Annotated in this window: 26 protein-coding genes; 25 read left to right on the top strand and 1 reads right to left on the bottom strand. The window is 51.6% G+C overall.

Features of this window, described 5'->3' with window-relative positions:
- The first annotated feature begins 333 nt into the window (after positions 1–333).
- Genes BQ9859_RS04520 through BQ9859_RS04510 form a run of 3 tightly spaced genes read left to right on the top strand, consistent with a single transcriptional unit; the run spans position 334 to position 1,483 of the window.
- Positions 334–603 carry a helix-turn-helix domain-containing protein gene (locus BQ9859_RS04520; RefSeq protein WP_075877045.1) on the top strand — a complete coding sequence of 90 codons (270 nt, stop codon included), beginning with the start codon at positions 334–336 and terminating at the stop codon, positions 601–603.
- Positions 563–940 (top strand): TnpV protein, encoded by a 378-nt coding sequence (locus BQ9859_RS04515; RefSeq protein ID WP_075877044.1) that lies wholly within the window; start codon positions 563–565, stop codon positions 938–940. The genes BQ9859_RS04520 and BQ9859_RS04515 overlap by 41 nt, the downstream gene beginning before the upstream one ends.
- A 51-nt stretch (positions 941–991) precedes the next feature.
- Positions 992–1,483: a nucleotidyltransferase domain-containing protein gene (locus BQ9859_RS04510; protein ID WP_009266803.1), complete on the top strand. Its 492-nt coding sequence runs from the start codon at positions 992–994 to the stop codon at positions 1,481–1,483.
- A 117-nt stretch (positions 1,484–1,600) separates the two neighbouring features.
- On the opposite strand, the gene BQ9859_RS04505 is transcribed toward BQ9859_RS04510, so the two are convergent.
- Positions 1,601–2,407 (bottom strand): helix-turn-helix domain-containing protein, encoded by an 807-nt coding sequence (locus BQ9859_RS04505; protein ID WP_075877043.1) that lies wholly within the window; start codon positions 2,405–2,407, stop codon positions 1,601–1,603.
- Between the two features lie 483 nt (positions 2,408–2,890).
- On the opposite strand from BQ9859_RS04505, the gene BQ9859_RS04495 reads away from it, so the two are divergent.
- The 22 genes from BQ9859_RS04495 (at position 2,891) to BQ9859_RS04390 (ending at position 25,133) form a co-directional block, all read left to right on the top strand.
- A complete protein-coding gene (locus tag BQ9859_RS04495; RefSeq protein ID WP_020989947.1) occupies positions 2,891–3,079 on the top strand; it encodes a hypothetical protein in 189 nt (62 codons plus the stop codon).
- Between the two features lie 11 nt (positions 3,080–3,090).
- On the top strand, positions 3,091–3,417 hold the full coding sequence (locus BQ9859_RS04490) for a DeoR family transcriptional regulator (RefSeq protein WP_456237774.1): 327 nt from the start codon (positions 3,091–3,093) through the stop codon (positions 3,415–3,417).
- The gene (locus BQ9859_RS04485) at positions 3,410–3,706 is read left to right on the top strand and encodes a DUF3847 domain-containing protein (RefSeq protein ID WP_009296086.1); all 297 of its coding nucleotides are present in this window, start codon (positions 3,410–3,412) and stop codon (positions 3,704–3,706) included. The genes BQ9859_RS04490 and BQ9859_RS04485 overlap by 8 nt, the downstream gene beginning before the upstream one ends.
- 38 nt (positions 3,707–3,744) lie before the next feature.
- On the top strand, positions 3,745–4,242 hold the full coding sequence (locus BQ9859_RS12700; RefSeq protein ID WP_235846391.1) for a DUF6019 family protein: 498 nt from the start codon (positions 3,745–3,747) through the stop codon (positions 4,240–4,242).
- Between the two features lie 156 nt (positions 4,243–4,398).
- Positions 4,399–5,988, top strand: coding sequence for a MobQ family relaxase (gene mobQ / locus BQ9859_RS04475; RefSeq protein WP_075877041.1), 1,590 nt, complete (start codon positions 4,399–4,401; stop codon positions 5,986–5,988).
- 71 nt (positions 5,989–6,059) lie between these two features.
- The gene (locus BQ9859_RS04470) at positions 6,060–6,704 is read left to right on the top strand and encodes a CHC2 zinc finger domain-containing protein (RefSeq protein WP_181968387.1); all 645 of its coding nucleotides are present in this window, start codon (positions 6,060–6,062) and stop codon (positions 6,702–6,704) included.
- Positions 6,616–8,016, top strand: a complete 1,401-nt coding sequence (locus tag BQ9859_RS04465) for a virulence-associated E family protein (RefSeq protein WP_456237773.1) — start codon at positions 6,616–6,618, stop codon at positions 8,014–8,016. The genes BQ9859_RS04470 and BQ9859_RS04465 overlap by 89 nt, the downstream gene beginning before the upstream one ends.
- A gap of 253 nt (positions 8,017–8,269) precedes the next feature.
- Positions 8,270–8,467 carry a hypothetical protein gene (locus BQ9859_RS04460; RefSeq protein WP_055271298.1) on the top strand — a complete coding sequence of 66 codons (198 nt, stop codon included), beginning with the start codon at positions 8,270–8,272 and terminating at the stop codon, positions 8,465–8,467.
- A 5-nt stretch (positions 8,468–8,472) separates the two neighbouring features.
- Positions 8,473–10,137 (top strand): recombinase family protein, encoded by a 1,665-nt coding sequence (locus tag BQ9859_RS04455; protein WP_075877038.1) that lies wholly within the window; start codon positions 8,473–8,475, stop codon positions 10,135–10,137.
- Between the two features lie 101 nt (positions 10,138–10,238).
- A complete protein-coding gene (locus BQ9859_RS04450) occupies positions 10,239–10,310 on the top strand; it encodes a Maff2 family mobile element protein (protein WP_456237775.1) in 72 nt (23 codons plus the stop codon).
- An 85-nt stretch (positions 10,311–10,395) separates the two neighbouring features.
- The gene (locus tag BQ9859_RS04445; protein ID WP_003502113.1) at positions 10,396–11,247 is read left to right on the top strand and encodes a VirB6/TrbL-like conjugal transfer protein, CD1112 family; all 852 of its coding nucleotides are present in this window, start codon (positions 10,396–10,398) and stop codon (positions 11,245–11,247) included.
- Between the two features lie 10 nt (positions 11,248–11,257).
- Complete coding sequence (locus tag BQ9859_RS04440) at positions 11,258–11,806, top strand: MT-A70 family methyltransferase (protein WP_002604480.1); 549 nt, start codon at positions 11,258–11,260, stop codon at positions 11,804–11,806.
- Position 11,807: 1 nt separating this feature from the next.
- Positions 11,808–12,200: a PrgI family protein gene (locus BQ9859_RS04435; RefSeq protein WP_002604479.1), complete on the top strand. Its 393-nt coding sequence runs from the start codon at positions 11,808–11,810 to the stop codon at positions 12,198–12,200.
- Positions 12,160–14,556: a VirB4-like conjugal transfer ATPase, CD1110 family gene (locus BQ9859_RS04430; protein WP_002604478.1), complete on the top strand. Its 2,397-nt coding sequence runs from the start codon at positions 12,160–12,162 to the stop codon at positions 14,554–14,556. The genes BQ9859_RS04435 and BQ9859_RS04430 overlap by 41 nt, the downstream gene beginning before the upstream one ends.
- A gap of 8 nt (positions 14,557–14,564) precedes the next feature.
- Positions 14,565–15,509: a DNA-methyltransferase gene (locus BQ9859_RS04425; RefSeq protein ID WP_232305646.1), complete on the top strand. Its 945-nt coding sequence runs from the start codon at positions 14,565–14,567 to the stop codon at positions 15,507–15,509.
- On the top strand, positions 15,506–17,476 hold the full coding sequence (locus BQ9859_RS04420) for a C40 family peptidase (RefSeq protein ID WP_075877037.1): 1,971 nt from the start codon (positions 15,506–15,508) through the stop codon (positions 17,474–17,476). Before BQ9859_RS04425 ends, BQ9859_RS04420 begins: the two co-directional genes overlap by 4 nt.
- A gap of 13 nt (positions 17,477–17,489) precedes the next feature.
- Positions 17,490–18,062, top strand: coding sequence for a phosphoadenosine phosphosulfate reductase domain-containing protein (locus tag BQ9859_RS04415; protein WP_235846390.1), 573 nt, complete (start codon positions 17,490–17,492; stop codon positions 18,060–18,062).
- A gap of 155 nt (positions 18,063–18,217) precedes the next feature.
- Positions 18,218–18,484 carry a DUF4315 family protein gene (locus BQ9859_RS04410; protein WP_002584965.1) on the top strand — a complete coding sequence of 89 codons (267 nt, stop codon included), beginning with the start codon at positions 18,218–18,220 and terminating at the stop codon, positions 18,482–18,484.
- Positions 18,474–19,223 (top strand): DUF4366 domain-containing protein, encoded by a 750-nt coding sequence (locus tag BQ9859_RS04405; protein ID WP_002584964.1) that lies wholly within the window; start codon positions 18,474–18,476, stop codon positions 19,221–19,223. The genes BQ9859_RS04410 and BQ9859_RS04405 overlap by 11 nt, the downstream gene beginning before the upstream one ends.
- The gene (locus BQ9859_RS04400; RefSeq protein WP_002584963.1) at positions 19,220–21,295 is read left to right on the top strand and encodes a type IA DNA topoisomerase; all 2,076 of its coding nucleotides are present in this window, start codon (positions 19,220–19,222) and stop codon (positions 21,293–21,295) included. Before BQ9859_RS04405 ends, BQ9859_RS04400 begins: the two co-directional genes overlap by 4 nt.
- Positions 21,292–21,660, top strand: coding sequence for a cysteine-rich VLP domain-containing protein (locus BQ9859_RS04395; RefSeq protein ID WP_002584962.1), 369 nt, complete (start codon positions 21,292–21,294; stop codon positions 21,658–21,660). The genes BQ9859_RS04400 and BQ9859_RS04395 overlap by 4 nt, the downstream gene beginning before the upstream one ends.
- Before the next feature lie 125 nt (positions 21,661–21,785).
- A complete protein-coding gene (locus tag BQ9859_RS04390) occupies positions 21,786–25,133 on the top strand; it encodes a YodL domain-containing protein (RefSeq protein ID WP_002584961.1) in 3,348 nt (1,115 codons plus the stop codon).

The following is a 25,133-nucleotide window of genomic DNA, read 5'->3' as shown; positions in this document are numbered from 1 at the left end:
AACGGCACCCGCAGGCAGGACATTGAGATTTATTACAGCTTTGTCGGCAAGATTGACTTGCCCGAATAACCGCCCGACCTATCCGACACAATGGCCAAGTGCCGGATAGGAACGGCAAAATTTTTTACGCTTCTATTGCTTCTTTATAGCACATAAGCAAAGTCGCAGGGCATGAAACAGCTTATGGCTAATTAGATGTAATAAAAAAGCGAAGAAAGGGAAAACACAATCCAGACGGAACCGGCGGTGCGGTCAAGAAATATTGTGGAAACGCAAGATTTCTGCTATAATGGGTGCAGAACACTTGACGATGGAAAGAGGGACGGGAAGCCTATGAACATCAGCTATCAGCCATTATGGAACACCCTGAAAGAGCGTGGCATGAGAAAAGAGGACTTGCGGCTTGCCGCCGGTCTGACAACCAACATGATTGCCAACATGGGCAAGGGCGAGCATATCAGTATGAAAACGCTGCTGCGTATCTGCGAAGCCCTGAATTGTGAGATTACCGATGTGATTGAGTTAGTATCAGACGAGCCTGCTTCCACAGGAGGTAAGGAACATGAGCGAATTGAAACCAAGAATAACAGAAAACAGAATTGACTATATCCTTGTCGGAGATTACTACATCCCGGATTTGAAACTTCCGGAAGAACACCGCCCCATCGGAAAGTATGGACGGATGCACCGGGAATATTTAAGAGAAGTCCACCCATCCAGATTGAATACATTGATACTGACCGGAGAATTGTGGACATATCTTGTAGACATGAACGAACAGGCACAGGAACGGTCAGACACTATCATGGAACAGCTGAAAGCTGCCGAGGGCGTGACAGAGGAATTAAAGCGTACCTGTCAAATGGAATGGGTGCAGCGTTGCAATAACATTCACAACCGGGCAGAAGAAATTGTTTTGCATGAGATGATTTATTCATAACGGTATGGTAGAATGATTATTACAAATTAGAAGTTGTAAAGGAGACTTTGTATGGGTAGAAAAGAAATAACAACAAAAGAAGATTTAATGAAAGTAATAGAATTATTCGAAAATACTGGAATTACATACTGGTTGGATGGCGGATGGGGTGTAGATATTTTAGCTGGTAAACAAACAAGAATTCATAGAGATATAGATATAAATTTTGATGCTCAACATACGGAAAAATTGTTAAATGTGCTTTTGAATCTGGGCTATAAAATTGATACAGACTGGAAACCGGTTAGAATAGAGTTATATAGTGATGAACTTGGTTACTTAGACATTCACCCGTTCGTTTTAAATGAGGACGGAACTTCAAAACAAGCTGATTTAGAGGGTGGCTGGTATGAGTTTGAAAAAGATTACTTTGGTAGTGCTTTTTTTGAAGGAAAAACAATTCCTTGTATATCCTTAAAAGGTCAAAGAGTTTTCCACTCAGGTTATGAATTAAGAGATAAAGATAAGCATGATATTTCAATTCTTGAAAGTTTATCAAAATAACATTGCTGTAATTTCTAAGATAAATTCCACTTTATCGCTTTGAAATTTTAACTGAATAACCACAGCACAAACCGCTGCTACATGGGAGCCAACAAACCATGCAACAGCGGTTTTTCCTTACCTTTTTTTCCTCTGGCTGATAGGCGTTCCCATTTTCTTTGATTTTTTGAGAATCCGAATCAGCCAGCGAAATTCTTCGTCTGACAGATTTTTATAGTTGATGCCGAGCTGCTTGCAGTAAAGGACAACCAACTTTTCATCCCGGCTGCCCTTGAAATTTTCGACCGCTTCCAGATTTTCTTTCAGTTCATCGGCAACAGTGGTCTGGGGCGCACTCTCACTGTCCTTTTTGTGGGCTTCCCGAATATCACGGATAATCCGGTTGAGGTCATCCAGAACCATGTGGCTGAAATACTCATCATCGCTGATATGGGCAGCTTGCAGCACCTTCAAATGCGGGTCATCTTCGCCGGGGCGATACCGTTCAATGATTTCATGCCGGACGGTATCGACAAGGGCGTTGAGGTTTTGAATCTGCATGGTGGCAATCCCGTCCACATAAATCTCAATATCTGCAAGAAACTTGATAAAATCTTTATGTGTGGCAAGCTCACAGAGCAGACGGTTGTTAATCCGACCGCTTTTCAGAAGTGCGACCATCTCATCATTCAAATGCAGCTCCGTCAATGGCGTGTTGATCTGCTCCCTGTTCTCTGTCCGGCACAGCAGATAATCAACGGAAACTCCATAGAAGTCTGCCAGCGCGATAAGGTTGCCATGATTGATTTCCTTATAATCCTCTTTTTCATAACTTCCAAGAGCTGATTTGGAAATACCCGTCAACTCTGATAATTCTTCCAGATTTAAGCCTTTGTCCTTGCGGAGTTCCCAAAGGCGTTCCTGTATGCTTGTCGCTCCTTTCATGGGCACACGCTCCTTTCCGGCGGTTTGATTGCTGCCGCTTAACTGGATTATATCACACTTTCCGCAATCGTGGAAATTTCTGATTTTTACCCTTAATTCCTACTTTGTGGACATACGGCACAGGGTACAAAAATGTTCTATGATACAGGTAGTTCATCGATGGATTATTCCAATCGAATGACCAGCCTGTGTGGGATATGCTTCCCCGGCGATGTAGTGCCATGACTTTTGGCAGGGATGTGGAGGAATCCTGACCAAAACGAGCGTACCAAAGGGAGCAATACGCCGCTGTGAGATTCAGGGGAGGAACGACACCAGGGAGAACTGGCGAACTGACACCGAAATGATACCGAAACACGACAATCTGATAGGGGGATAGTCTACCCTATCGCTGATACTTCGGGAGATTTTAAGCGGCTCTATGACCGTAATTTTGCCGAAAAGCGCCCCGAAACCATACACTAAAACGGGAGGAAGCGCAATATGCCGAGAATGAGCAAAAAGAGGAAGTATGAGCTTTCCTTTTACCTCAATGACCGGGGGCGTGTCACTTACAACGAATTATGCCGGAAATGCCAGCATGGGTGCAAGCAGAGCTTCCGGGCGGTTGTGATTGACTGCCCCCGTTATTTATCCAAACGAGCAAAGAAAAAGGAGGAACACACAGAATGAATTTTGAATTTATGACGATAGACACACCATTGCCGCCATGTATGCCATTTCCCAGAGCGTTGACAGGGTTTCCAGTTAGCAGCACCGCAAAGGTTATGTACTGCCGGATGTTGGACGCTATGCTCTCCAAAGGGCAGGAGGACGAGAACGGAATCCTGTTTGTTTGCTTCCCTGTTACAGCCATTGCCGCAGTCCTGTCCCGCAGCCCCATGACGGTCAAGCGTTCTTTGAATGAACTGGAAACCGCCGGACTTATCATGCGGGTGCGTCAGGGCGTGGGAGAACCGAATAGGATTTATGTGCTGATACCGGGAAAGGAGGACGCCGCCCTTGCCTGATACCTCAAAGCTGGAAAAGCTCAACCGGGAGCTGGAGAAAAGCGAAAAGAAACTGCGGAAAGCTATCAATGATGAAAAGGCATTGCAGCACCAGTTAAAGCAGCTTACCCGAAAGGAACGGACACACCGGCTCTGTACCCGTGGCGGTATGCTGGAAAGTTTTCTGCAAGAGCCGGAACGCCTGACAGATGATGATGTCATGCTGTTGTTGAAACTCATTTTTCACAGACAGGACACGCAGGAACTATTGAAAAAAATGCTGGAACGGGAGAAGCCGGAAACCCCTTAGTTTACTAAGGGCGCAACTATACACCACCTGAAGGTAGTGTGTTGCGCCCTGCCGGGGGCGTCTCCGCTTCCGCTCCGGTCGGCGCAGAGCTGACGTCCACTGGACGTCATGCGCCCTGCGGAAAGCGGATGATTGCCCGCAGCGTTCCGGCTCCTGTCAATCATCACAGGGGAAGCTACACTTCCCCTGCGCTGGCTGCCGCCAGCTACCCCTTTGTGGACTTGCCGCCCGGAAACACCTTGCGCTGCAAGCTGTTCCCGTCCAGCAAGTTTACAATTCTTCTATTCCCAAAAGTGGCTGGTCATAGTATAATAGAGCCAGCGACAAATCGTACATTTATGGAGGTAATTAGGATGTTTCAAGAATTGGGAATCAGTGCTGGTACAGCAATTATTATACTGATTGCATTATATTTTATTATCAAGTGGTCTGTAAAAAATGGGATAAAAGAAGCTTATAAAGATATAACTGGTAAAAAACTCACAGAAGATTTGGAACTTGAAACATTATTGGAAGAAAATGCAGATAATAAATAACTTCCCATTTATCAGCCTATTATCATCGGGCCATCCTGACCCGAACTTTCAAAACCGAATACCAGCCGCCCACCGGCGGCACCACCGAGCAGGAAATCTTGAAACAGGTTCCCTGCTCTTTTTTTGCCCGGACGCCGGGAGAAAGGAGGACACGACTTGCCATGCCCGCACTTTGATGTGAAAATCATCCAGCGCAGTAAGCGCCAGTCAGCCGTTGCGTCTGCCGCCTACCAGAGCGGGGAACGGCTGTTTTCCGAATACGACCAGAAACAGAAATACTATTCCCATAAAAGTGAAATCGTCCACACCGAAATCATGCTGCCACCCCATGCCCCGCCGGAGTACGCCGAACGGAATACCTTGTGGAACGCCGCCGAAGCGATTGAAAAACAATGGAACTCCCAGCTTGCCCGGAGGTTTGTGCTTGCCATTCCGCGGGAACTTCCCCCGGAACAGTACGCCGACCTTATCCGGGACTACTGCCGGGAGTTTTTTGTTTCCAAGGGCATGATTGCCGATTTTGCCATCCATGACAAGGGGGACGGAAATCCCCACGCCCACATCCTTCTTACCATGCGGGCAATGGACGAAACCGGCAAATGGCTTCCCAAGAGCCGGAAGGTCTACGACCTTGACGAGAACGGCGAGCGTATCCGGCTTGCGTCCGGCAGATGGAAAAGCCACAAGGAGGACACCGTGGACTGGAACGACCAGAAGTACGCCGAGATATGGCGGCAGGGCTGGGCTGACACGGCGAACCGCTATCTGGAAGCCATCGGCAACCCGGAGCGCCTTGACCTTCGCTCCTATGCCCGACAGGGGATTGATAAAATCCCCACCGTCCACATGGGGCCAGCGGTCAGCCAGTTGGAGAAAAAAGGCATACAGACCAACATCGGCAACCTGAACCGGGACATCAAAGCCGCCAATTCCCTCATGCAGTCTATCCGGCAGATGGTACGCAGCTTAAAGGGCTGGCTGTCCGGCCTGAAAGAGAAAAAGGCGGCGCTGCTGGAAGCACTGGAACAGGCAAAGGAGCCGACCATCCCCGAACTGCTTTCCCGGTATCTGGATATGCGGAGTGAGGAACGCACCGGCTGGACTTCCAAGGGGAAGCTGAAAGGCACTGTTGGAGATTTCAACAAGGTCATGGAAGCCCTTGACTTCCTGCGGCAGAAAGAGATTTCCACCGTGGAGAGTCTTGACGCCTATCTGGATAAGGTCAGTGGGGAGATACTTTCCGCAAAGACCGACATCAGAAAATCGGAACGCCGGATAAAGGCCATTGATACCACGCTTTCCCATCTTGCCAACCACGGAGCCTACAAAGAGGTTTACAAGAAATACGCTTCCATCGGCTGGAAAACCCGGAAGGAGAAATTTGCCGCCGAACACCGGGAAGAACTGGACGCCTACCTTGCCGCCAATCGTTTCTTCAAAGCCCATCATGATGAATTGCCCTACGACAAAAGGAAACTAAACGAGGAACGGAAGCAGCTTTCCGGGGAACTGTCTGAAAAGAATGAGGGATTGCAGGTGGTTCAGGAGGACATGAAGCTGCTGCGGGATGTGCGGAACTGGATAAACCATGTGCTGCCGCCGGAGCAGCGCCGAGCCGTGGCGGAGCCGGGAAAGAAACCGTCAATCAACGAACAATTAAGCTGGAAGATAGAGGGCGTGAAGCAGCGGGAAGAACGGAAACGCCAGCAGCCCCGCCGCCAGCAAAAACAGGATATGGAACTTTAACCAATCAGGCGCTTACCATTTTCCCCGTGAGAATGACAGGCGCTTTTTCTATTTTCAGGAGGATTTGCCTATTGAACGTATTTGAAGCCGTGAAGCAGTCTGTTACCACCCGGCAGGCCGCCGAGCATTACGGTATCCGGGTAGGAAGAAGCGGGATGTGTGCCTGCCCCTTCCATGACGATAAAAACCCCAGCATGAAGGTTGACCGGCGCTTCCATTGCTTCGGCTGTCAGGCAGACGGGGATGTGATTGACTTTGTTTCCCGTCTGGAAAACGTCAGCCCCAAGGAAGCCGCCCTCATGCTGGCGCAGGATTTCTCCATCCCCTATGAGGATAAGGAGCCGCCAAGCAGGAGCCGCTGCCCCCAGCCCCGGCAGGAAAGCCCGGAGCAGCAATTCAAGCGCATGGAACGCCACTGTTTCCGGGTACTGTCCGACTATCACAATCTGCTGCGCCGCTGGAAGCGGGACTATGCCCCCAAGACACCGGAGGAAGAATGGCACCCGCTTTTCGTGGAAGCCTTGCAGAAACAATCCCATGTGGAATATCTGCTGGATGTGCTGCTGTTCTCCGATATGGGTGAACGTGCCGCCCTGATTGCCAGCTACGGAAAGGAAGTGAGGAACCTTGAGCGGAGAATGGCAGACCTTGCCGCCCGAACTGCGGCAGGCCGTGACGGAAACCATCGAAACCGCACCCCCGCCCCGGAGCGTTGAGGAAGTCAAAGCCATGCTGGAAAGCACCGAGAAAGGCGGCGTGCGGAACAGTATCCACAACTGCCTGACCGTGTTCCAGTATGACCCCGTCCTTTCCGGAGCGGTTGCGAAAAATCTCCTGACCGAGCGTATTGACCTTCTAAAGCCCATCGGTAGGAAACGCAGAACCGGCAGCAAGGCCATGACCGACACGGACATGAAATATATCCGGCTGTATCTGGAAGATACCTACGGCCTGACAAGCGAGAAAAAGATAGCAGACGCCGCTGATCTGGCCGCAGACGCCAACAGCTACCATCCCATCCGGGACTACCTGAACGGCCTTGTCTGGGACGGGAAAGAGCGTATCCGCTACTGCCTGCGGCATTTTCTGGGAGCCGACATGGACAACTTCACTTACCATTCCCTGCGGCTGTTCCTGCTGGGAGCCATCCACCGGGCTTTCTGCCCCGGCTGTAAGTTTGAGGTCATGCTCTGTCTGGTAGGCGGCCAGGGAGCCGGGAAATCCACCTTCTTCCGGCTGCTGGCCGTAAAGGACGAGTGGTTTTCCGATGATTTGCGGAAGCTGGACGATGATAACGTGTACCGGAAGCTACAAGGCCACTGGATAATCGAGATGTCGGAGATGATTGCCACCGCCAACGCCAAGAGCATAGAGGAAATCAAGTCATTTTTAAGCCGCCAGAAGGAGGTCTATAAAATCCCCTACGAAACCCACCCGGAGGACAGGCTGCGGCAATGTGTGTTCGGCGGGACTTCCAATGCGCTGGACTTCCTGCCCCTTGACCGTTCCGGGAACCGGCGCTTCCTGCCGGTCATGGTCTACCCCGGACAGGCCGAGGTACACATTTTGGACGATGAAGCCGCTTCCAGAGCCTATCTGGAACAGGTATGGGCGGAAGCCATGACAACCTACAAAAGCGGCGATTTCAAGCTGTCTTTTACCCCCGAAATGATACAGTACCTCAAAGAACACCAGCGGGATTTTATGCCGGAGGACACCAAGGCCGGGATGATACAGGCGTACCTTGACCGCTACACCGGCAGCGCCGTATGCTCCAAGCAGCTTTTCAAGGAAGCCTTAAACCACCCCTTTGACGAGCCGAAACAGTGGGAAATCCGGGAAGTCAACGACATTATGAACCACGGTATCACGGGATGGAAGTATTTCTCCAATCCGCGGATATTTGAGGGATACGGCAGACAGAAGGGCTGGGAACGGGAAGCCCCGGCAACGGGCGCTGACAACGGGCGTGAAAAAACGCCGGACGGATTTGTGGAAGTCACGGAGCAGATGGAGCTTCCCTTCTGAAAAATCCGGGGAAATCACAGCCGGTTGCCGACCCCGTTGCTATCCCGTTGCCGGGCCGGTTGCCGGGAAAAAGCCCGTAACTGCGGGCTTTTCTTCCCTCTGACAACCAAAGCAACAGAAAAATAAAAGAAAAAGTAATAAATAACCCAACCGCCAGACAGAGATTGTTTTCGAGGTTTTTTGAAGCCCGTTGCCGGACTTCGTTGCCGACCCTCTCCTGTCTGGCTTATTTCATTTATGGAGGTAACTGCCTATGGCAAAAAGCAAAACTGAAATCCATGTCACAACGGTATTTGACGGCGAACTGGACGCTACGGACGTTTTCGTGAGCCTGATTGCACAGAAATACAGCCAGAGAAATGATAAAGAATATCTTGCGAAAAAGCAAGATTTAGAGTATAATAAAGACAAGGTTCAGAGTGACCGTGTTCCGTCTGGATTGTGCGGGTAACGGTTATGATGAACGGATTTGAATATGCAGGCGTAGACGCAATACTGGCAGGCAGCTTCCGGGCGGCTATCTATTGCAGGCTTTCCAAGGACGATGACCTTGACGGGGAGAGCGCCAGTATCGCAAACCAGCGGGCTATGCTGGAAACCTACTGCGAAAAGCAGGGATGGGAGGTTGTTGCAGTCTATCAGGACGATGGCTACACGGGGCTGAACATGGAGCGCCCCGACCTGAAACGGATGTTGAAAGCCATCGAGCGCAGGCAGATAAACCTTGTGGTCACGAAAGACCTGTCCAGACTGGGTAGGAATTACTTGCAGACCGGCTTCCTGATTGAAGATTTCTTCCCCCGCAACGGAGTGCGGTATATCGCCATGAATGACGGTATCGACACCATGCGGGACAACAACGACATAGCGCCGTTCAAGAACATCCTCAACGAGATGTACAGCAAGGATATTTCCAAGAAGGTTCATTCCTCTTATCTGCTGAAAGCGCAGAAAGGCCAGTTTACCGGCTGCCTTGCCCCCTTCGGCTACCGGAAAGACCCGGAGGACAAAAACCATCTGCTGATTGATGAGGAAACGGCTCCCATTGTCCGGCGTCTGTTTACGTGGGCGCTGGAAGGACACGGCCCCAACTACATCCGGCGCAGGCTGGAAGAAGAAAAAATCCCATGCCCGACCTACTGGAACCGGGTGAGGGGCTTTCGGAACGTGTCAACCAAGTGGGAAAAGAAAGACCCGGTAAACGGGCGGTATATGTGGGACTTCTCCGTGATTAAGGACATCCTGATGAACCCTGTCTACACCGGCGCTATCGCTTCCCAGAAGAAGGAATACCGCTTCAAAATCGGCACCATCGGGGAGAAAAAGCCGGAGGACTGGATTGTGGTGGAGAACCAGCATGAGCCGCTTGTTGACCGCAAGACCTTTGACATCGTGCAGCGCAAGCTGAAATCCCGGCAGCGCCCCCGTCAGGACGGGGAAACCAGCCTGTTTGCCGGGCTTATCAAGTGCGGCGAGTGCGGCAAGTCGCTGACCATCCGTACCACCCACGCCAAGCACCCGCAGCAGATTTACGCCTGTAAGACCTATGGGGCGTTCGGCAAGAACCACTGTTCCCAGCACCGGGTGGAGTACGACACCCTTTACCACCTTGTCCTGAACAAAATCCGGGAGTGTGCCAGGGCTGCCCTGACCGATGGGGAAGCCATTGCCGGGAAGCTGACCAACACCTGTGAAGCCGAACAGAAAGGCCAGCGGGAAGCGTTGGAGCGTTCCCTGACAAAAGACGAGGAACGAATTGAGGTTCTGGAAAAGATGGTGCTGCGGCTCTATGAGGATATGGTTGCCGGGCGGATCAGCGAAGCCAACTTCAATCTCATGCTGGACAAGACGCAGAAGGAACAGGCCGAGTTGAAAGAACGGGTTGCACAGGGGCGCAAGAAGCTGGCTGATGAAATGCGGCTGGCAATGGACGCCAAACAATGGGTGGACGCCATTCAGGAATATGCCGACATCACGGAGTTGGACACAGCCACCTTAAACCGCCTGATTAAAGAAATCGTTGTCCATGAACACATCGACAGCGATAAGACACGACACATTTCTATCGAAATTCACTTCAATCTCAAACCCATCCCGGAGGTGGAACAGGTCAAGGGCTGACCTGTTCCCGCTGGGGCGGTTCTAAAACAATTCCATATATTTTTTGACACGCCGCCGCCCGCCATCGAGCAAGGTTTTACTCCTAATTAGGGATAAAACAGTTGATGGCGGGCGGCGGCGTTGCCCTTATCGGCCTTACCCTTGTCCCGCTGCTCTCCGGCCTGTTTGGATAATGCCACAAACTAACACTACCCGCCGCGCTCTCCCGCTTCACGCGGGAGGGCGCGGGAAAGGAGGGATTAGCTTTTGATATGGCAGATGATTGAAGATTGGTTTCGCGGCATTTTGACAGACGGAATACTCTCTAATCTCTCCGGGCTGTTCGACAGCGTAAATACAGAGGTTGGAGAAATCGCAACGCAAGTCGGCACAACCCCCGCCGGGTGGAACGCGGGCATATTCAATATGATACGCAGCCTATCGGAAAACGTCATTGTGCCGATTGCGGGCGTTATCATTACCTTTGTCATGTGCTACGAACTAATCCAGCTTGTAATTGAGAAAAACAATCTGCACGATCTCGACACTTGGATTTTCTTCAAGTGGATTTTCAAAACCTTTGTTGCGGTGCTGCTGGTAACAAATACTTGGAACATCGTCATGGGCGTATTTGACATTACACAGAGCGTCGTCAACGACAGCGCGGGCGTTATCATATCCGACACAAGCATAGATATTGCAACCGTTATCACCGATATAGAAGCAAAGCTGGACGCTATGAGCGTCGGCGGGCTTTTGGGGCTATGGTTTCAATCACTCTTTGTGGGGCTTACCATGAAAGCGTTGTCTATCTGTATCATGCTGGTGGTGTACGGGCGCATGATTGAAATATACCTTGTAACGAGTATCGCCCCTATCCCCGTTGCGACAATGGTAAATCGTGAATGGGGCGGCATGGGACAGAACTACTTAAAATCCTTGCTTGCCCTCGGTTTTCAGGCTTTTCTAATTCTTGTGTGCGTCGGTATTTATGCGGTTTTGATACAGACAATCGCAGCAACCGATGACATATCCGGCGCGATCTGGTCTTGCATGGGCTATACCGTCCTCTTGTGTTTTACGCTTTTCAAAACGGGAAGCCTTGCAAAATCCGTATTCAGCGCGCATTAAGGGGGTGCAGATGAAGAAATACAAAATCATTTACGCCGATCCCCCTTGGAGATACGCGAGAAGCAAGGTACAGGGCGCAGCGGAAAAGCACTATCCCACTATGAGTATTGAGGAACTTTGCGCTTTACCCGTCAAAGAAATTGCGGATAAGGACTGTATTTTATTCCTATGGGCGACGTTCCCGCAGCTTAAAGAAGCGTTGCAGTTAATCAAGGCTTGGGGATTTACCTATAAATCCGTTGCCTTTGTATGGTTAAAGCAAAATCGGAAATCGCCCACTTGGTTTTATGGCTTGGGCTTTTGGACGCGAGGAAATGCGGAAATCTGCTTGCTTGCTACCAAAGGACACCCGAAGCGACAATCAAACAAGGTACATCAATTTATTATTTCCCCTGTTGAGCAGCACAGCAAAAAGCCGGATATAACGCGGGAAAAGATACTTGCCCTTATGGGCGACCTACCGCGTATTGAACTGTTTGCAAGGCAGCATACCCCTGGTTGGGACGTATGGGGAAATGAAATCAAAAGCGACATACGGTTTGCCGGAAAGGAGGTTTGAAATGGCGTATGTAACCGTCCCAAAGGATTTAACCAAAATCAAGAGCAAGGTAATGTTCAACCTTACCAAAAGACAATTACTCTGTTTCGGCGCGGCGGTGGCTATCGGGCTACCGCTATTCTTTTTGACAAAGGACAGCGCGGGAACGACAACGGCGGCTTTGTGCATGGTGCTTGCCATGCTGCCCATGTTCCTACTCGCTATGTACGAGAAGAACGGGCAACCGCTGGAAGTGATTATACGGCAATTTGTGGAAGTGAAGTTTCTTCGCCCCAAAGAGCGACCTTATCAGACCAACAATTTTTATACCGCCCTTGCGCGGCAGGAGCGATTAGATAAGGAGGTACGGGCGATTGTCAAAGGAAAAGGGAAAGACCCAAAACAAAAAGCGTAAACTTACGCGGCAGGAAAAGAAACAGATCGACGCGCTTATCCGGCAGTCAAAGGGCGACGGGAAGCCCCATACGGCGCAGGACAGCATACCGTTTGAACGAATGTATAAGGACGGGATTTGCCGCCTTGCAAACGGGCGGTATTCCAAGTGCATTGAGTTTGAAGATATTAACTATCAGCTTGCGCAGCCGGACGACAAGACCGCCATTTTTGAAGCCCTTTGCGATATGTATAACTCTTTTGACGCTTCTATCAGTGTGCAGCTTTCCTTAATCAGCCGCCATGCGAACAAGGAGGATTTCAAGAGCAGTATCACGATTGCCCCACAGAATGACGACTTTGACAGTATCAGAGCCGAATACACCGAAATGCTGCAAACACAGCTTGAACGCGGCAACAACGGGCTTATCAAGACAAAGTTTCTCACCTTTACCATTGAAGCAAAAGATATTAAATCGGCGCGGGCGCGGCTTGCCCGTATCGAAACGGACACCCTCAACCATTTTAAGGTGATCGGCGCGGCGGCGCGGGTATTGGACGGGAAGCAGCGGCTTGAAGTGCTGCATGGGCTTTTCCACCCGGACGGGGAACGCTTCAACTTTGCGTGGGAATGGCTACCCGTAAGCGGCCTTTCCGTCAAAGACTTTATTGCCCCGTCCTCTTTCCGTTTTGGCGACGGGCGAATGTTTCAAATGGGCGGGAAGTTTGGCGCGGTTTCCTTTTTGCAGATTGCCGCGCCGGAACTTTCAGACCGTATGCTTGCCGACTTCATGGAAGCGGAAAACGGGATTGTCGTCAATCTGCACATTCAGAGTATCGACCACAACGAAGCGATCAAGACGATCAAGCGGAAAATCACCGACCTTGACCGTATGAAAATCGAGGAACAGAAAAAGGCAATCCGCAGCGGCTACGATATGGATATAATTCCGTCCGACCTTGCCACCTACGGCGGCGAAGCGAAAAACCTTTTGCGGGATTTGCAGAGCCGGAACGAGCGAATGTTTTTGCTTACGCTGTTAGTTTTGAATGTGGCAGACACAAAGCAGAAATTGGACAACGACGTATTTCAGGCCGCAAGTATCGCACAGAAATACAACTGTATGCTCACCCGCCTTGACTACCGGCAGGAACAGGGGCTTATGTCCTCTATCCCATTGGGCGAAAACCTAATCCAAATCCAGCGGGGCTTGACGACTTCCAGCACCGCCATTTTCGTCCCCTTTACGGTACAAGAGCTGTTCCAAAGCGGCGAAGCGTTGTATTACGGCTTAAACGCATTATCGAATAACATGATTTTGTGCGACAGGAAAAGGCTGAAGAACCCTAACGGCTTGATACTCGGCACACCCGGCAGCGGCAAGAGTTTTTCGGCAAAGCGCGAGATCACCAACGCTTTTCTCATTACCGCAGACGATATTATCATTTGCGACCCGGAAGCGGAATATTACCCCCTTGTGGAACGGCTGAAAGGGCAGGTTATCAAGGTTTCGCAGAACAGCACGCAGTACATTAACCCGATGGATATAAACCTCAATTACAGCGAGGGCGACACGCCCATAGCCTTAAAGAGCGATTTTATCCTTTCCTTTTGCGAGTTGATTATGGGCGGCAAAAACGGGCTGGAAGCGGTTGAAAAGACTTTGATTGACCGCGCCGTTATCAGCGTGTACCGCAGCTACCTTGCAGACCCGAAGCCGGAGAATATGCCGATTTTGGGCGACCTCTACAATGAAATCAAGAAGCAGCCGGAAAAGGAAGCGCAGCGTATCGCGTCGGCATTGGAACTCTATGTAAATGGCAGTTTGAACGTGTTTAACCACCAAACAAACGTTGACATTCACAACCGCCTTGTCTGCTTTGATATTAAAGAACTCGGCACCCAGCTACGAAAACTCGGTATGCTCATTGTCCAAGATCAAGTTTGGAACAGAGTTACCATAAACCGCAGCGAAGGCAAGGCGACGCGGTACTATATCGACGAGTTTCATTTGCTGCTCAAAGAGGAACAGACCGCAGCGTACAGCGTTGAGATTTGGAAGCGTTTTAGAAAATGGGGCGGTATTCCGACAGGTATCACCCAAAACGTGAAAGATTTGTTATCGTCCCGCGAGGTGGAGAACATTTTTGAAAACAGCGATTTTGTGTATATGCTCAACCAAGCCCAGGGCGACAGGGAAATCCTTGCAAAGCAGCTTAACATTTCGCAGCAGCAAATGACCTATGTAACCCATTCCGACGCGGGCGAGGGGCTTATCTTCTATGGCAACGTGATTTTGCCCTTTATTGACCGTTTCCCGCAAGATACGGAACTCTATCGTGTAATGACGACCAAACCCGGCGAGGTGTCGGCATGAGGATAGAAATGGACAAAATCTATTGCGGCGACAGCTTGCAGGTGCTTCAAACCTTGCCGGAAAATGCAGTTGATTGTTGCGTAACGTCCCCACCCTACTATGCCTTGCGGGACTACGGCGCAGACGGGCAGATCGGACGGGAAGCAACGCCGGAGGAATATGTTTCCCGTATTACGGCGGTATTCCATGAGGTAAAGCGGGTGCTTACGCCGGAGGGTACTTGTTGGCTGAATATCGCGGACACTTATTGCGGCACAGGCAGCAAAGCCGACCACCAAGACCCCAAATACCCCAAAGGCAGGAACGGGCAGCAAGTGGCGTTTAACCACCGCGCCCCCGGCTGCAAGCCCAAAGATTTAATTGGTATTCCGTGGCTTGTAGCCCTCGCCTTGCGGGGCGACGGTTGGTATTTGCGCAGTTCTATCATTTGGCACAAAACAAACCCCATGCCGGAAAGCACGCGGGACAGGCCGACCCGCTGCTATGAATATGTGTTTCTGCTTACCAAGTCAAAGAAGTATTATTACGATTGGCAAGCAGTAGCCGAGCCGATAGCCCCCACAACGGCGGGGCGGCTGAAAAGCGGAGTTAGCAAAGGAAATAAGTATAACGTTACTGTTCCGGGGCAAAACCAACCGCAGAAAATCAACCGCCCCCGCGAAAAGGGCGCATACGCCGACGAGTTGATTTCTCCCGTCCGCAGCCGCCGCAACGTTTGGCAGATTAACAATGTCGGCTATCATGGCGGGCATTTCGCAGCGTTCCCGCCGAAACTTGCGGAAACGTGCATTTTGGCGGGCTGTCCCATCGGCGGGATTGTCCTTGACCCCTTTTTCGGCAGCGGCACGACGGGCATGGTAGCAAAACGGCTTAACCGCCGCTATATCGGCATTGAGTTAAACCCCGACTATTGCGAACTTGCAAAACAGCGGATTGGAGGTGATGAAGATTGAGCAAGGAACTGAAAGCCCCCGACAAGGTAACGCAAAAAATGACCCGCGACGGTGCGGTTGCGGAAAACCTCACGACGGGCGAAACGTCCAGTATCAGCGAAAGGCCGCAGGAAGAAAACTATTCAGCCCCCGCAGGGGTGGCAGCGGAAAAGGTTGTGCAGCATATCGGCGCAGAGATTGAGCGACACGCAGCAAAAGGCGCGGAGAAAAAAGCCCTTGACGCGACGCAGCCTAAAACCCATTCTTCCCGCTTGCAGTTTTCCGAAGCGGAACGGGCAACGCCGGAACTTCAAAAAGCGATCAAGAAATCGGATAAGGCGGCAGACTGTTTAGACGCAGCGCGGGCGGCTATCCCCAAGCAGACCAAAATCAAGAAAGAGCGCGTTTTTGACGAAGCGAAAGGCAAGGCAAAGACGCGCCTTTCCTTTGAAAAGACGGATAAGCCCCCAAACGGCAAGTTGCGGCATAACCCCTTATCCCGTCCGGCACAGGAGTTAAACAGTACCGTACATGGGAAAATCTACGAGGTAGAGAAAGAAAACGTCGGTGTGGAAAGCGGGCACCGGGTAGAACTTGCCGGAGAGAAAGCGGGCGGCATGGCGGCGCGGGCAGTTAAGGGCGGCATACGCCGCCATAAGCTGAAACCCTACCGGGCAGCGGCGGCAGCGGAAAAACAAGCGGTAAAGGCAAACGCAGATTTTCTCTATCAAAAGGCGTTGCACGATAACCCCGCGCTTGCGCACTCCAACCCCATTTCCCGTTTTTGGCAGAAGCAGCGCATTAAAAAGCAGTATGCAAAAACGCTGAAAGCGGGCGGCAAAGCGAAAAAAACCGCTGAAGCCACCGCAAAGGCGGCGAAGAAAACCGCGCAGGAAACCAAACGGGCGGCGTTCTTTGTTGTCCGGCATTGGAAAGGCTGCTTGATTGTGGGCGGGATTGCCTTTATCGTGCTGCTGCTTTTCGGCGGGCTGTCCTCTTGCTCCCTCTTTGGCGGCAACAGCGGCAGCGGCTTGATTGCGTCGTCCTATCTCTCCGAGGACGCGGATATAACGGGCGCGGAAAGCGCGTATGCCGCTATGGAAGCCGAGTTACAAGATATGCTGGACAATATCGAAAGCGAATACCCCGGCTATGACGAATACCGGGTAAACGCGGACGAGATCGAGCATGACCCCTATGTGCTAATTTCTATCCTTTCCGCGTGGCATGAGGGCGTGTTTACACTCGATGAAGTGCAAAGCACCCTTGAAATGCTCTTTGAGAAACAGTATATCTTGACGGTCGAGGAAGAAGTACAGGTACGCTACCGCACCGAAACAAGGACGGACAGCGAGGGCAACCCCTATACGGTTGAAGTCCCCTATAACTATTACATTCTTCATGTGGATTTGGAAAACTTCAACCTCTCCCATGTCCCCGTTTACATCATGGGCGAAGAACAGCTATCCATGTACGCTATGTATATGTCGTCGCTGGGAAACAGACCCGACCTTTTCCCGCAATCCGGCTATGTGTCTAAATACTATGAAAACCCGCCCGCCGATTATGAAGTACCCGCCGCGCTGCTGGGTTCCGATGAAAAGTTTGCGCGGCTCATGGAGGAAGCAGATAAATACGTCGGTTTTCCCTATGTGTGGGGCGGCAGCACCCCGGAAACCTCTTTTGATTGCAGCGGCTTTGTGAGTTATGTGTTGACGAACAGCGGCCTATACAATACGGGCAGACTTGGGGCGCAAGGGCTTTACAACATCTCAACCCCTGTTTCTAACCCGCAGCCGGGGGATTTGGTGTTCTTTACGGGTACATACGACACCCCCGGCGTTTCCCATGTGGGGATTTATGTGGGCGAGGACGGGGACGGAAGCCCCGTCATGCTGCATTGTGGCGACCCTATCCAGTATTCAAAGCTGGACACCAGCTATTGGCAATCCCACTTTTACGCCTACGGGCGGTTAAATTACAATTAAAAGGAGTTGAAAAATGAATATTGTATCTTTTGGCGGCGGCACGAATAGTGCCGCCTTACTTATTGGCCTATACAAGCACAAAATCCCGATTGACCTTATCACCTTTGCCGATACGGGCGCGGAACACCCGCATACCTATCAATTTATCGAGATAATCAATCAATGGCTTGCGGAACACGGTATGCCGCAGATTACCGTTGTGCAGTATGTTGACCGCTACGGCAACCGCCTATCTCTTGAAACCGAGTGCTTGCGCTCTCATACGCTCCCGTCGATTGCCTACGGGCATAAGCGTTGTTCGCAGAAACACAAAATCGCACCGCAGGAAAAGTTTTGCAACCACTATGCGCCTTGCCGCGAAGTATGGCAGCGCGGCGAGAAAGTCAACCGCTATATCGGCTATGACGCGGGAGAAGTGAAACGGTATGAACATTCCCGCAAGTACAACGAAGCCGACAAAAAATATCATAACCGCTACCCCCTCATTGAAGAATGGGGCTGGACAGGGACGATTGTATCCGGGAAATCAAAGCGGCAGGATTGCCGCAGCCGGGTAAATCGTCCTGTTTCTTTTGTCCGAGCATGAAGAAACAAGAGATTTTATATCTCAAAGAACACTATCCCGATCTATTTAACCGGGCGGCGACTTTGGAAGAAAACGCTATGCCCTATCTTAAAACCGTTAAGGGATTGGGGCGCAGCTATTCATGGAAAGAACAGTTTGGAAAGGAGTAAATGACTATGGCGAACACGAAACTTGACCGTATCGAAAGGGATATTGAGAAAACGAGGGCAAAAATCCTTGAACAGCAAAAGAAGCTGAAAGACCTTGAAGCGCAGAAAGTCGAGGAAGAAAACGCGCAGATCGTGCAAATGGTAAAGGCGGTACACCTTGACGGGACGCAGCTTGCCGCGTTCCTCTCCGCTTACGCCAGCGGCGAAATCACCTTGCCGCAGCCGGAAGCCACTTACCCCGCCGAACAGGAGGACAACGACAATGAAGAATAAAAAGATAATCCGAAAGTTTACCGTATTGCTTGCCGCACTGGTTATCATGTGCGGCTTTTCTGTTACCGCTTATGCGGGCGGTGGCGATGAAAGCGACGACACGCCTACCCCCGTAACCGAGGAAACCCCCGCGCCGGAAACCGAGCCGGAAGAAACGACGGGCGGCTATGAGCCGCAGCCCCTTACCCCGGACGGGAATATGTCCCTTGTGGACGATATAACGGGTGAAGCGTCCGGCGACAAGCAGTTTATCACCGTCGTTACCAAAAGTGGCAACTATTTTTACATCATCATTGACCGCGCCGAGGACGGGGAAAATACCGTCCATTTCCTTAACCAAGTGGACGAAGCGGATTTAACCGCCCTTATGGAGGACGGGCAGACCGAAGCCCCCGTTTGTAGCTGCACCGATAAATGCGTTGCCGGAAGCGTCAACACCGCTTGCCCGGTTTGCAGCGTCAACATGAGCGAGTGCGCGGGTGTGGAAGCCGAGCCGGAGCCGGAAGAAACCGAGCAGCCGCCGGAAGAAGAAAAAGGCGGCGGCATGGGTATTCTGCTTGTCGTGCTGCTTGTTGCCGCAGCGGGCGGCGGCGCGTTCTACTACTTTAAGATTTTGAAGCCCAAAAAGGACGCGGCGAAAGGCAGCAGCAGCCTTGACGACCTTGATTTTGACGAGGACGACGAGGAAACGGAAGTAGTCGAAACCGAACAGACCGAGCAGGAGGACGATAATCTATGAAACTTGTAATTGCAGAAAAACCGAGCGTCGGGGCGGCGATTGCCGCCGTTATGGGCGCGAATGAAAAGCGCAGCGGATATTTTGAGGGCGGCGGCTACCTTGTGTCGTGGTGTATCGGGCATTTGATTAGCCTTGCAGACGCGGCGACCTACAATGAACAATTCCGTAAATGGAAGTACGACGATCTTCCCATTGTCCCGCAGGAGTGGCAGTTTATTGTTGCCAGCGGCAAGGAGCAGCAGTTTTCCATTCTCAAAGACCTTATGCACCGCAGCGACGTTACCGAGATTATCAATGCTTGCGACAGCGGGCGCGAGGGGGAACTCATTTTCCGCTTTGTCTATGAACAGGCGAATTGCAAAAAGCCCTTTTCCCGCCTTTGGATTAGCAGCATGGAAGCAAGTGCAATCCGCGAGGGCTTTTCAAATCTCAAAGACGGGCGCGGCTATGACAACCTCTATCAATCCGCGCTTTGCAGAGCAAAGGCCGATTGGCTCATTGGCATTAACGCGACCCGCCTTTTCTCTATCCTCTACCATAAAACATTGAATGTCGGCAGAGTGCAAACGCCCACCCTTGCTATGCTGGTAAACCGCGACTATGCAATCAGCAGCTTTAAGAAAGAGAAATATCATGTCGTCCGGCTGGACGTTGGCGGCGTTGCCGCCCTTTCCGAAAGGCAGGACGACGAAGCGGCGGCGCGGCAGATGAAAGCGGCTTGCGAGAAATCGCAGGCCGTTTGTACTTCCCTTAAAAAAGAGAAAAAGACCGCAGCCCCGCCGAAACTGTTTGACCTCACCGCCTTGCAGCGGGAAGCAAACCGTTTGTATGGGTTTACGGCGAAACAGACCCTTGACTATGCGCAAGCCCTTTATGAAAAACGGCTTTTGACCTATCCCCGCACCGACAGCAAATATATCACTTCCGATATGGAGGGCAGCACAAAGGAACTTATCACCGGCCTTTGCGCTGCTCTCCCCTTTATGCAGGGCGTGAAGCTGCAAGCCGACCTTGCGAGGATTTGCGACAACAGCAAAGTAACCGACCATCACGCCATTTTGCCGACAGCGGAGTTTGTGAAAACGGGCTTTTCTTCCCTTGCCGAAAGTGAGAAAAAGCTAATGACCCTTGTGTGCGCAAAACTGCTTTGCGCCGTTGCCGCGCCCTATGAGTATGAAGCGGTTACGGCGGTTTTCACTTGCGGCGGCTATACCTTTACCGCAAAGGGCAGGACGACGCTTTGCGAGGGTTGGCGCGAGATTGAAAGACTATCCCGCGCCGCGTCCGGGGAACAGGACGAGGACGCAGAGCCGGAAGCGGTTTTACCCCCGCTTGCCGAGGGGCAGACCTTTGACAATCCGGCAGCGGAGATCTCCGAACGTTACACGCAGCCCCCAAAGGCATTTACCGAAGATACGTTACTTTCGGCTATGGAGAGTGCGGGAAAGGAGGACACGCCGGAGGACGCGGAGCGCAAAGGGTTAGGCACCACCGCGACGCGGGCGGGTATCATTGAAAAACTCATTAGCGCGGGCTTTGCCGAGCGCAAGGGCAAAAAGCTAATCCCCACAAAGGACGGGTATAACCTTGTCGCTATTCTGCCCGACAGCCTTACGTCCCCGCAGCTTACGGCAGAATGGGAAACGCGCCTTACCGGGATTGCAAAGGGCAGCGACAGCCCCGCCGACTTCATGCGCGGGATTGAGGAAATGACAGCGGGGCTTGTCAAGACCTATTCCGCGATTTCCGAGGATAAAGCGAAGCTGTTTACCCCGCAGCGGGAAGCAATCGGCACTTGCCCCCGTTGCGGCGCGGCGGTTTACGAGGGCAAGAAAAACTTTTACTGCTCCGACAGGGCTTGCAGCTTTGTGATGTGGAAGAATGACCGCTTTTTTGAGCAGCGCAAAAAGGCTTTCACAAAGGCGATTGCCGCCGCCCTTTTGAAAGACGGAAAGGTAAAAATCAAAGGTATGTACTCGACCAAGACGGGAAAGACCTTTGACGGAGTTGTGCTGCTTGCCGACACAGGCGGCAAGTATGTAAACTTCCGCGTCGAGCAGAACCGAAAATGATAAGGCTTGATGAAAAGCAATACCGCGCCGTAAAGAAAATGACCCGCGCCGCTTGTGCAAACAACGATTGCGGGAATTGTCTGCTGCTGGACGACGGGGAAACTTGCGTTTGTGTGCAGAGTATCAGCTATTCGCTGCTATGCCGCTATTTCCGCGAAGCGGTATTACCCGCCGACAGGCAGCTTTGCGAACAGATCACCCGCAGCGGGGAAACCGATTTGAAGCGTTGCGCGGTATGCGGCAGCACGTTTGCGGCGGGCAGCAACCGGGCGAAATACTGCCCCGATTGCGCGGCAAAGATACGCCGCAGACAGAAAGCCCAAAGCGAGAGAAACAGGCGTTTACGGATAAAAACAACTACATAGCAAGCACAGCAAACGAGTACCCGTTTGCGAGAAATGCCCGCGCTTCCCATAGAGAGCGCGGGCATTTTGCTTGTTGGGATAGTCCCAAACCCTTATATGACCGAGAAAGGACGTGATGAAAGAATATGCCGTATTCCTCATACGACCATGACAAATTAGAAGCCGCCGAAACCATGCGGATAGAACGCCGGATATATTTTGAAGCAAAGGACAGGGAGATTGCCCCTTATGCTTCCTTGCCGATTGCGCAGCTACTTTCCATGCGCAGCGAAAGCGCGGCGGCAGAACAGGCGATTTTTGACGACCTTAAAGAACGCGCCGCCGCATGGGAAGAACAGGCGGGAAGAACGCTTTTGCTGGATAAAACACTTGAATATGTGAGAACGCCGCACGTCCAGCACACCGCTAACGAGTGGCAGACCACCGAGCATAACCGCCATATTCGCAGCAATCGGGTATATCAGATGAATTACTACATTTACGAGAATACCCGCTACGACAAAGAAGCGCAGAAATCTATCCCGTATTCATGGACGCTTACATGGAGCGTGCGCACCAACAGCCCAAGCAGAACCCAAGCGAAGATTGCCGGACAAGATAGAAAGGTTTTCACCGACAAGGCAGCTATGGAAAAGTATCTGAATGGGCGTATCAAAGCGTATGACCGCTTGTTTACGGAAATCTCCCCGCCTATCCCGCAGGAGTACGCCGACTATTTCAAAGTAAACGGTATGCTCATGCCGGACTACACCATAGAGGGCGAAGAACCCCCGCAGCAGCAACAGGCGGCAGCTATCCCCGAAAATACCGGGCAGGAAAAGGAGCGTGAACACATGAGCGAACAGTTTTCTATTATGATAGGCAACCGCAGCCGCTTTGACGCGGGCGACCCCGGCGGCTATTGGTTGGATATGCCCGCCACAAAGGAGCAGTTGCACGAAGCTATGCGGAACGTCGGCATTACCGCCGACAACCCGCAGGATTTTTCCATTCGCGGCTATTCCGACGACCCGGAGAAACATATTGCCTTGCCTTATGAAATGGTATGCGCCGCCGACGTGGACGAACTCAATTTTCTTGCGGCGCGGCTCGAACAGCTTGACCCCGCCGAGGTTGGCAAGCTGAACGCAGCTTTGCAGCAGAAAAACGGGCTTGCAAATATTGGACAGGTAATTGACTTCACCTACAACGTGGATTTTTACGTCCATATCCCCGAAGTACATAACTACCACGATTTGGGCGACTATTACTTAAATCAATCCGGCATGGTACAAATGCCCGAAGAATGGAAAGGCGGCATTGACCTTTCTACTTTTGGCAGGAACGCTGCCGCGCAGGAAAAAGGCGCGTTTACCGAGTACGGCTATATCGTGGAAAGCGGCGACGAGTGGGAACGGCAGTTTGAGGGGCGCGAAGTGCCGGAAGAATACCGCATTATGAGTTACCCGCAGCCGGAGCGCGGCGAACAGGACAAAGCCTATATGGACGCAGCCGAAACGCAGCAAGCAGACGCACAGGCCGCAGAGCCGCAGCAGCCCCGCCCCGTCGTCCCCATTATCCTTACTTCCGAAAAGCCCGCCGAAAAGGTAAAGGAGATCACCGCGCGTTTGGAACAGGGCGTACAGGCGATTTTTGACAGCGACCGCTACAAAGAGTTTCTAACCGCTATGTCAAAGTTCCATGATTATAGTTTGAATAACACTATCCTAATTGCTATGCAGGGCGGCAATTTGGTAATGGGCTTCCGTCAATGGGAAAAGGAGTTTGACCGCCATGTAAAGAAAGGCGAGAAAGGCATTAAAATCTTTGCCCCCGCGCCCTACAAGGTGAAAAAGCTGGTTGATAAAATCGACCCCGAAACGAGAAAGCCCATGCTTGACCGCGAGGGAAAAGTGGTAAAGGAAGAAAAGGAAATCACCGTCCCCGCCTTTAAGGTTATAACCGTCTTTGATATTTCGCAGACCGAGGGCAAGGAGTTTCCCGACCTTTCCGTTAAACCGCTGCTTGCCGATGTGGAGCAGTACGAGGATTTTTTCGCCGCCCTTGAAAAAGCGTCCCCCGTCCCGATTGCATTTGAGCAGATCACAAACGGCGCAAATGGGTATTTCAGTTTGACCGACAAGCGTATTGCAATCAAAGAGGGCGTGAGTGAATTACAGGCGGTAAAGACCGCCATTCACGAAATCGCCCATGCGAAGCTGCACGACGTAGACTTAAACGCCCCGCCGGAGCAGCAAAACCGCGTTGACCGCCATACCTGCGAGGTAGAAGCGGAAAGCGTCGCTTATACGGTTTGCCAGCATTTCGGCCTTGATACTTCCGATTACTCTTTCGGCTATGTGGCTGGTTGGAGCAGCGGCAAGGAAATGACCGAGTTAAAAGCGTCCCTTGAAACAATACAGACCACCGCAAAGGAACTCATTACCGAGATTGAGGGGCATTTTACCGAGTTGCAGCAGCAGCGGCAAGCCGAGCAGGAGCAGGGCGATACCTTTTCCATTTATCAGTTAAAGCGCGGGGACGAAACAAGGGACTTGCGCTTTGAGCCTTATGACCGTCTGCAAGCGGCTGGACTTACCATTGACCGGGTAAATTATGAACTCGTCTATACTGCACCGCTTACAAAGGATATGACGCTGGGCGACATTTGGGAAAGGTTTAATATCGACCACCCCGCCGACTTTAAGGGGCATAGCCTTTCCGTTTCCGACATTGTTGTGCTTCATCAGAACGACGAGGACACCGCCCACTATGTAGACAGTATCGGTTTTCAGCAAGTGCCGGAGTTTTTGCAGGAGCAGCAGACCCCCGTATTTGACAAGCTGCCGCCCGAACAGCAGCAAGCCTTGTCCGACACCGTACAAGACACTTTGCAAATGCTGGTTGACGCAGACAAGCGGATTTATGGCGACGTTACGGGCAAGACCCTTGAAGCAATCGCGGCGCAAGGATATTCCTACAAGGACGGGCAGCTTGAAAAGCAGCAGCCGGAAGCGACCCCCGACAGCCTTTTGACGGGTGAAACCGTTAGAACGCCGAGGGGCAATTTTCATATTACCGATATGAGCCGTGAACAGATCGAAGCGGCGGGATTTGGTTTTCACCATGCGTCGGAGGACGGGAAGTATCTCATTATGGGGAATGGCACACAGGCTTATGCCATAGCCGCCGAGCAGCCGCAGCGGGATAATCCCTTAAAGCACGTCGAGGACACCATAGAGCAGAACGACAACAATTTTGACGGGCTTATCAACAATACGCCGCAAACGCCCACCGTTGCAGATTTTGAGCAGCGGGCAAAGGCGGGGGAAGCGATTTCCGTTACCGACCTTGCAAAAGCGGTAAAAGCCGAGAAACGGGAACAGCCGCAGAAAAAACCGTCCATTTTGAAGAAGCTGGACGAATACAAGAAACAGGCGGCGCAGCAGCCGAAAGATAAACAGAAAGAGCATAAAAAGGATTTGGAGGTTTGA

The sequence above is a fragment of the Merdibacter massiliensis genome (assembly GCF_900155395.1).
Classification (GTDB): Bacteria; Bacillota_I; Bacilli_A; order Erysipelotrichales; family Erysipelotrichaceae; genus Merdibacter; species Merdibacter massiliensis.
Note: the sequence above shows the minus strand (reverse complement) of the source record. Positions and strands in the feature narration are given on the sequence as shown.

Bases quoted from the DNA above. Each gene is read 5' to 3' on its own strand.
- BQ9859_RS04495 (WP_020989947.1), top strand. From the start codon at position 2,891: ATGCCGAGAATGAGCAAAAAGAGGAAGTATGAGCTTTCCTTTTACCTC.
- BQ9859_RS04410 (WP_002584965.1), top strand. From the start codon at position 18,218: ATGGCGAACACGAAACTTGACCGTATCGAAAGGGATATTGAGAAAACG.
- BQ9859_RS04440 (WP_002604480.1), top strand. From the start codon at position 11,258: ATGAAGAAATACAAAATCATTTACGCCGATCCCCCTTGGAGATACGCG.
- BQ9859_RS04400 (WP_002584963.1), top strand. From the start codon at position 19,220: ATGAAACTTGTAATTGCAGAAAAACCGAGCGTCGGGGCGGCGATTGCC.
- BQ9859_RS04435 (WP_002604479.1), top strand. From the start codon at position 11,808: ATGGCGTATGTAACCGTCCCAAAGGATTTAACCAAAATCAAGAGCAAG.
- BQ9859_RS04505 (WP_075877043.1), bottom strand. From the start codon at position 2,407: ATGAAAGGAGCGACAAGCATACAGGAACGCCTTTGGGAACTCCGCAAG.
- BQ9859_RS04425 (WP_232305646.1), top strand. From the start codon at position 14,565: ATGGACAAAATCTATTGCGGCGACAGCTTGCAGGTGCTTCAAACCTTG.
- BQ9859_RS04415 (WP_235846390.1), top strand. From the start codon at position 17,490: ATGAATATTGTATCTTTTGGCGGCGGCACGAATAGTGCCGCCTTACTT.
- BQ9859_RS04510 (WP_009266803.1), top strand. From the start codon at position 992: ATGGGTAGAAAAGAAATAACAACAAAAGAAGATTTAATGAAAGTAATA.
- BQ9859_RS04390 (WP_002584961.1), top strand. From the start codon at position 21,786: ATGCCGTATTCCTCATACGACCATGACAAATTAGAAGCCGCCGAAACC.
- BQ9859_RS04460 (WP_055271298.1), top strand. From the start codon at position 8,270: ATGGCAAAAAGCAAAACTGAAATCCATGTCACAACGGTATTTGACGGC.
- BQ9859_RS04520 (WP_075877045.1), top strand. From the start codon at position 334: ATGAACATCAGCTATCAGCCATTATGGAACACCCTGAAAGAGCGTGGC.
- BQ9859_RS04490 (WP_456237774.1), top strand. From the start codon at position 3,091: ATGACGATAGACACACCATTGCCGCCATGTATGCCATTTCCCAGAGCG.
- BQ9859_RS04515 (WP_075877044.1), top strand. From the start codon at position 563: ATGAGCGAATTGAAACCAAGAATAACAGAAAACAGAATTGACTATATC.
- BQ9859_RS04455 (WP_075877038.1), top strand. From the start codon at position 8,473: ATGATGAACGGATTTGAATATGCAGGCGTAGACGCAATACTGGCAGGC.
- BQ9859_RS04445 (WP_003502113.1), top strand. From the start codon at position 10,396: ATGATTGAAGATTGGTTTCGCGGCATTTTGACAGACGGAATACTCTCT.
- BQ9859_RS04405 (WP_002584964.1), top strand. From the start codon at position 18,474: ATGAAGAATAAAAAGATAATCCGAAAGTTTACCGTATTGCTTGCCGCA.
- BQ9859_RS04395 (WP_002584962.1), top strand. From the start codon at position 21,292: ATGATAAGGCTTGATGAAAAGCAATACCGCGCCGTAAAGAAAATGACC.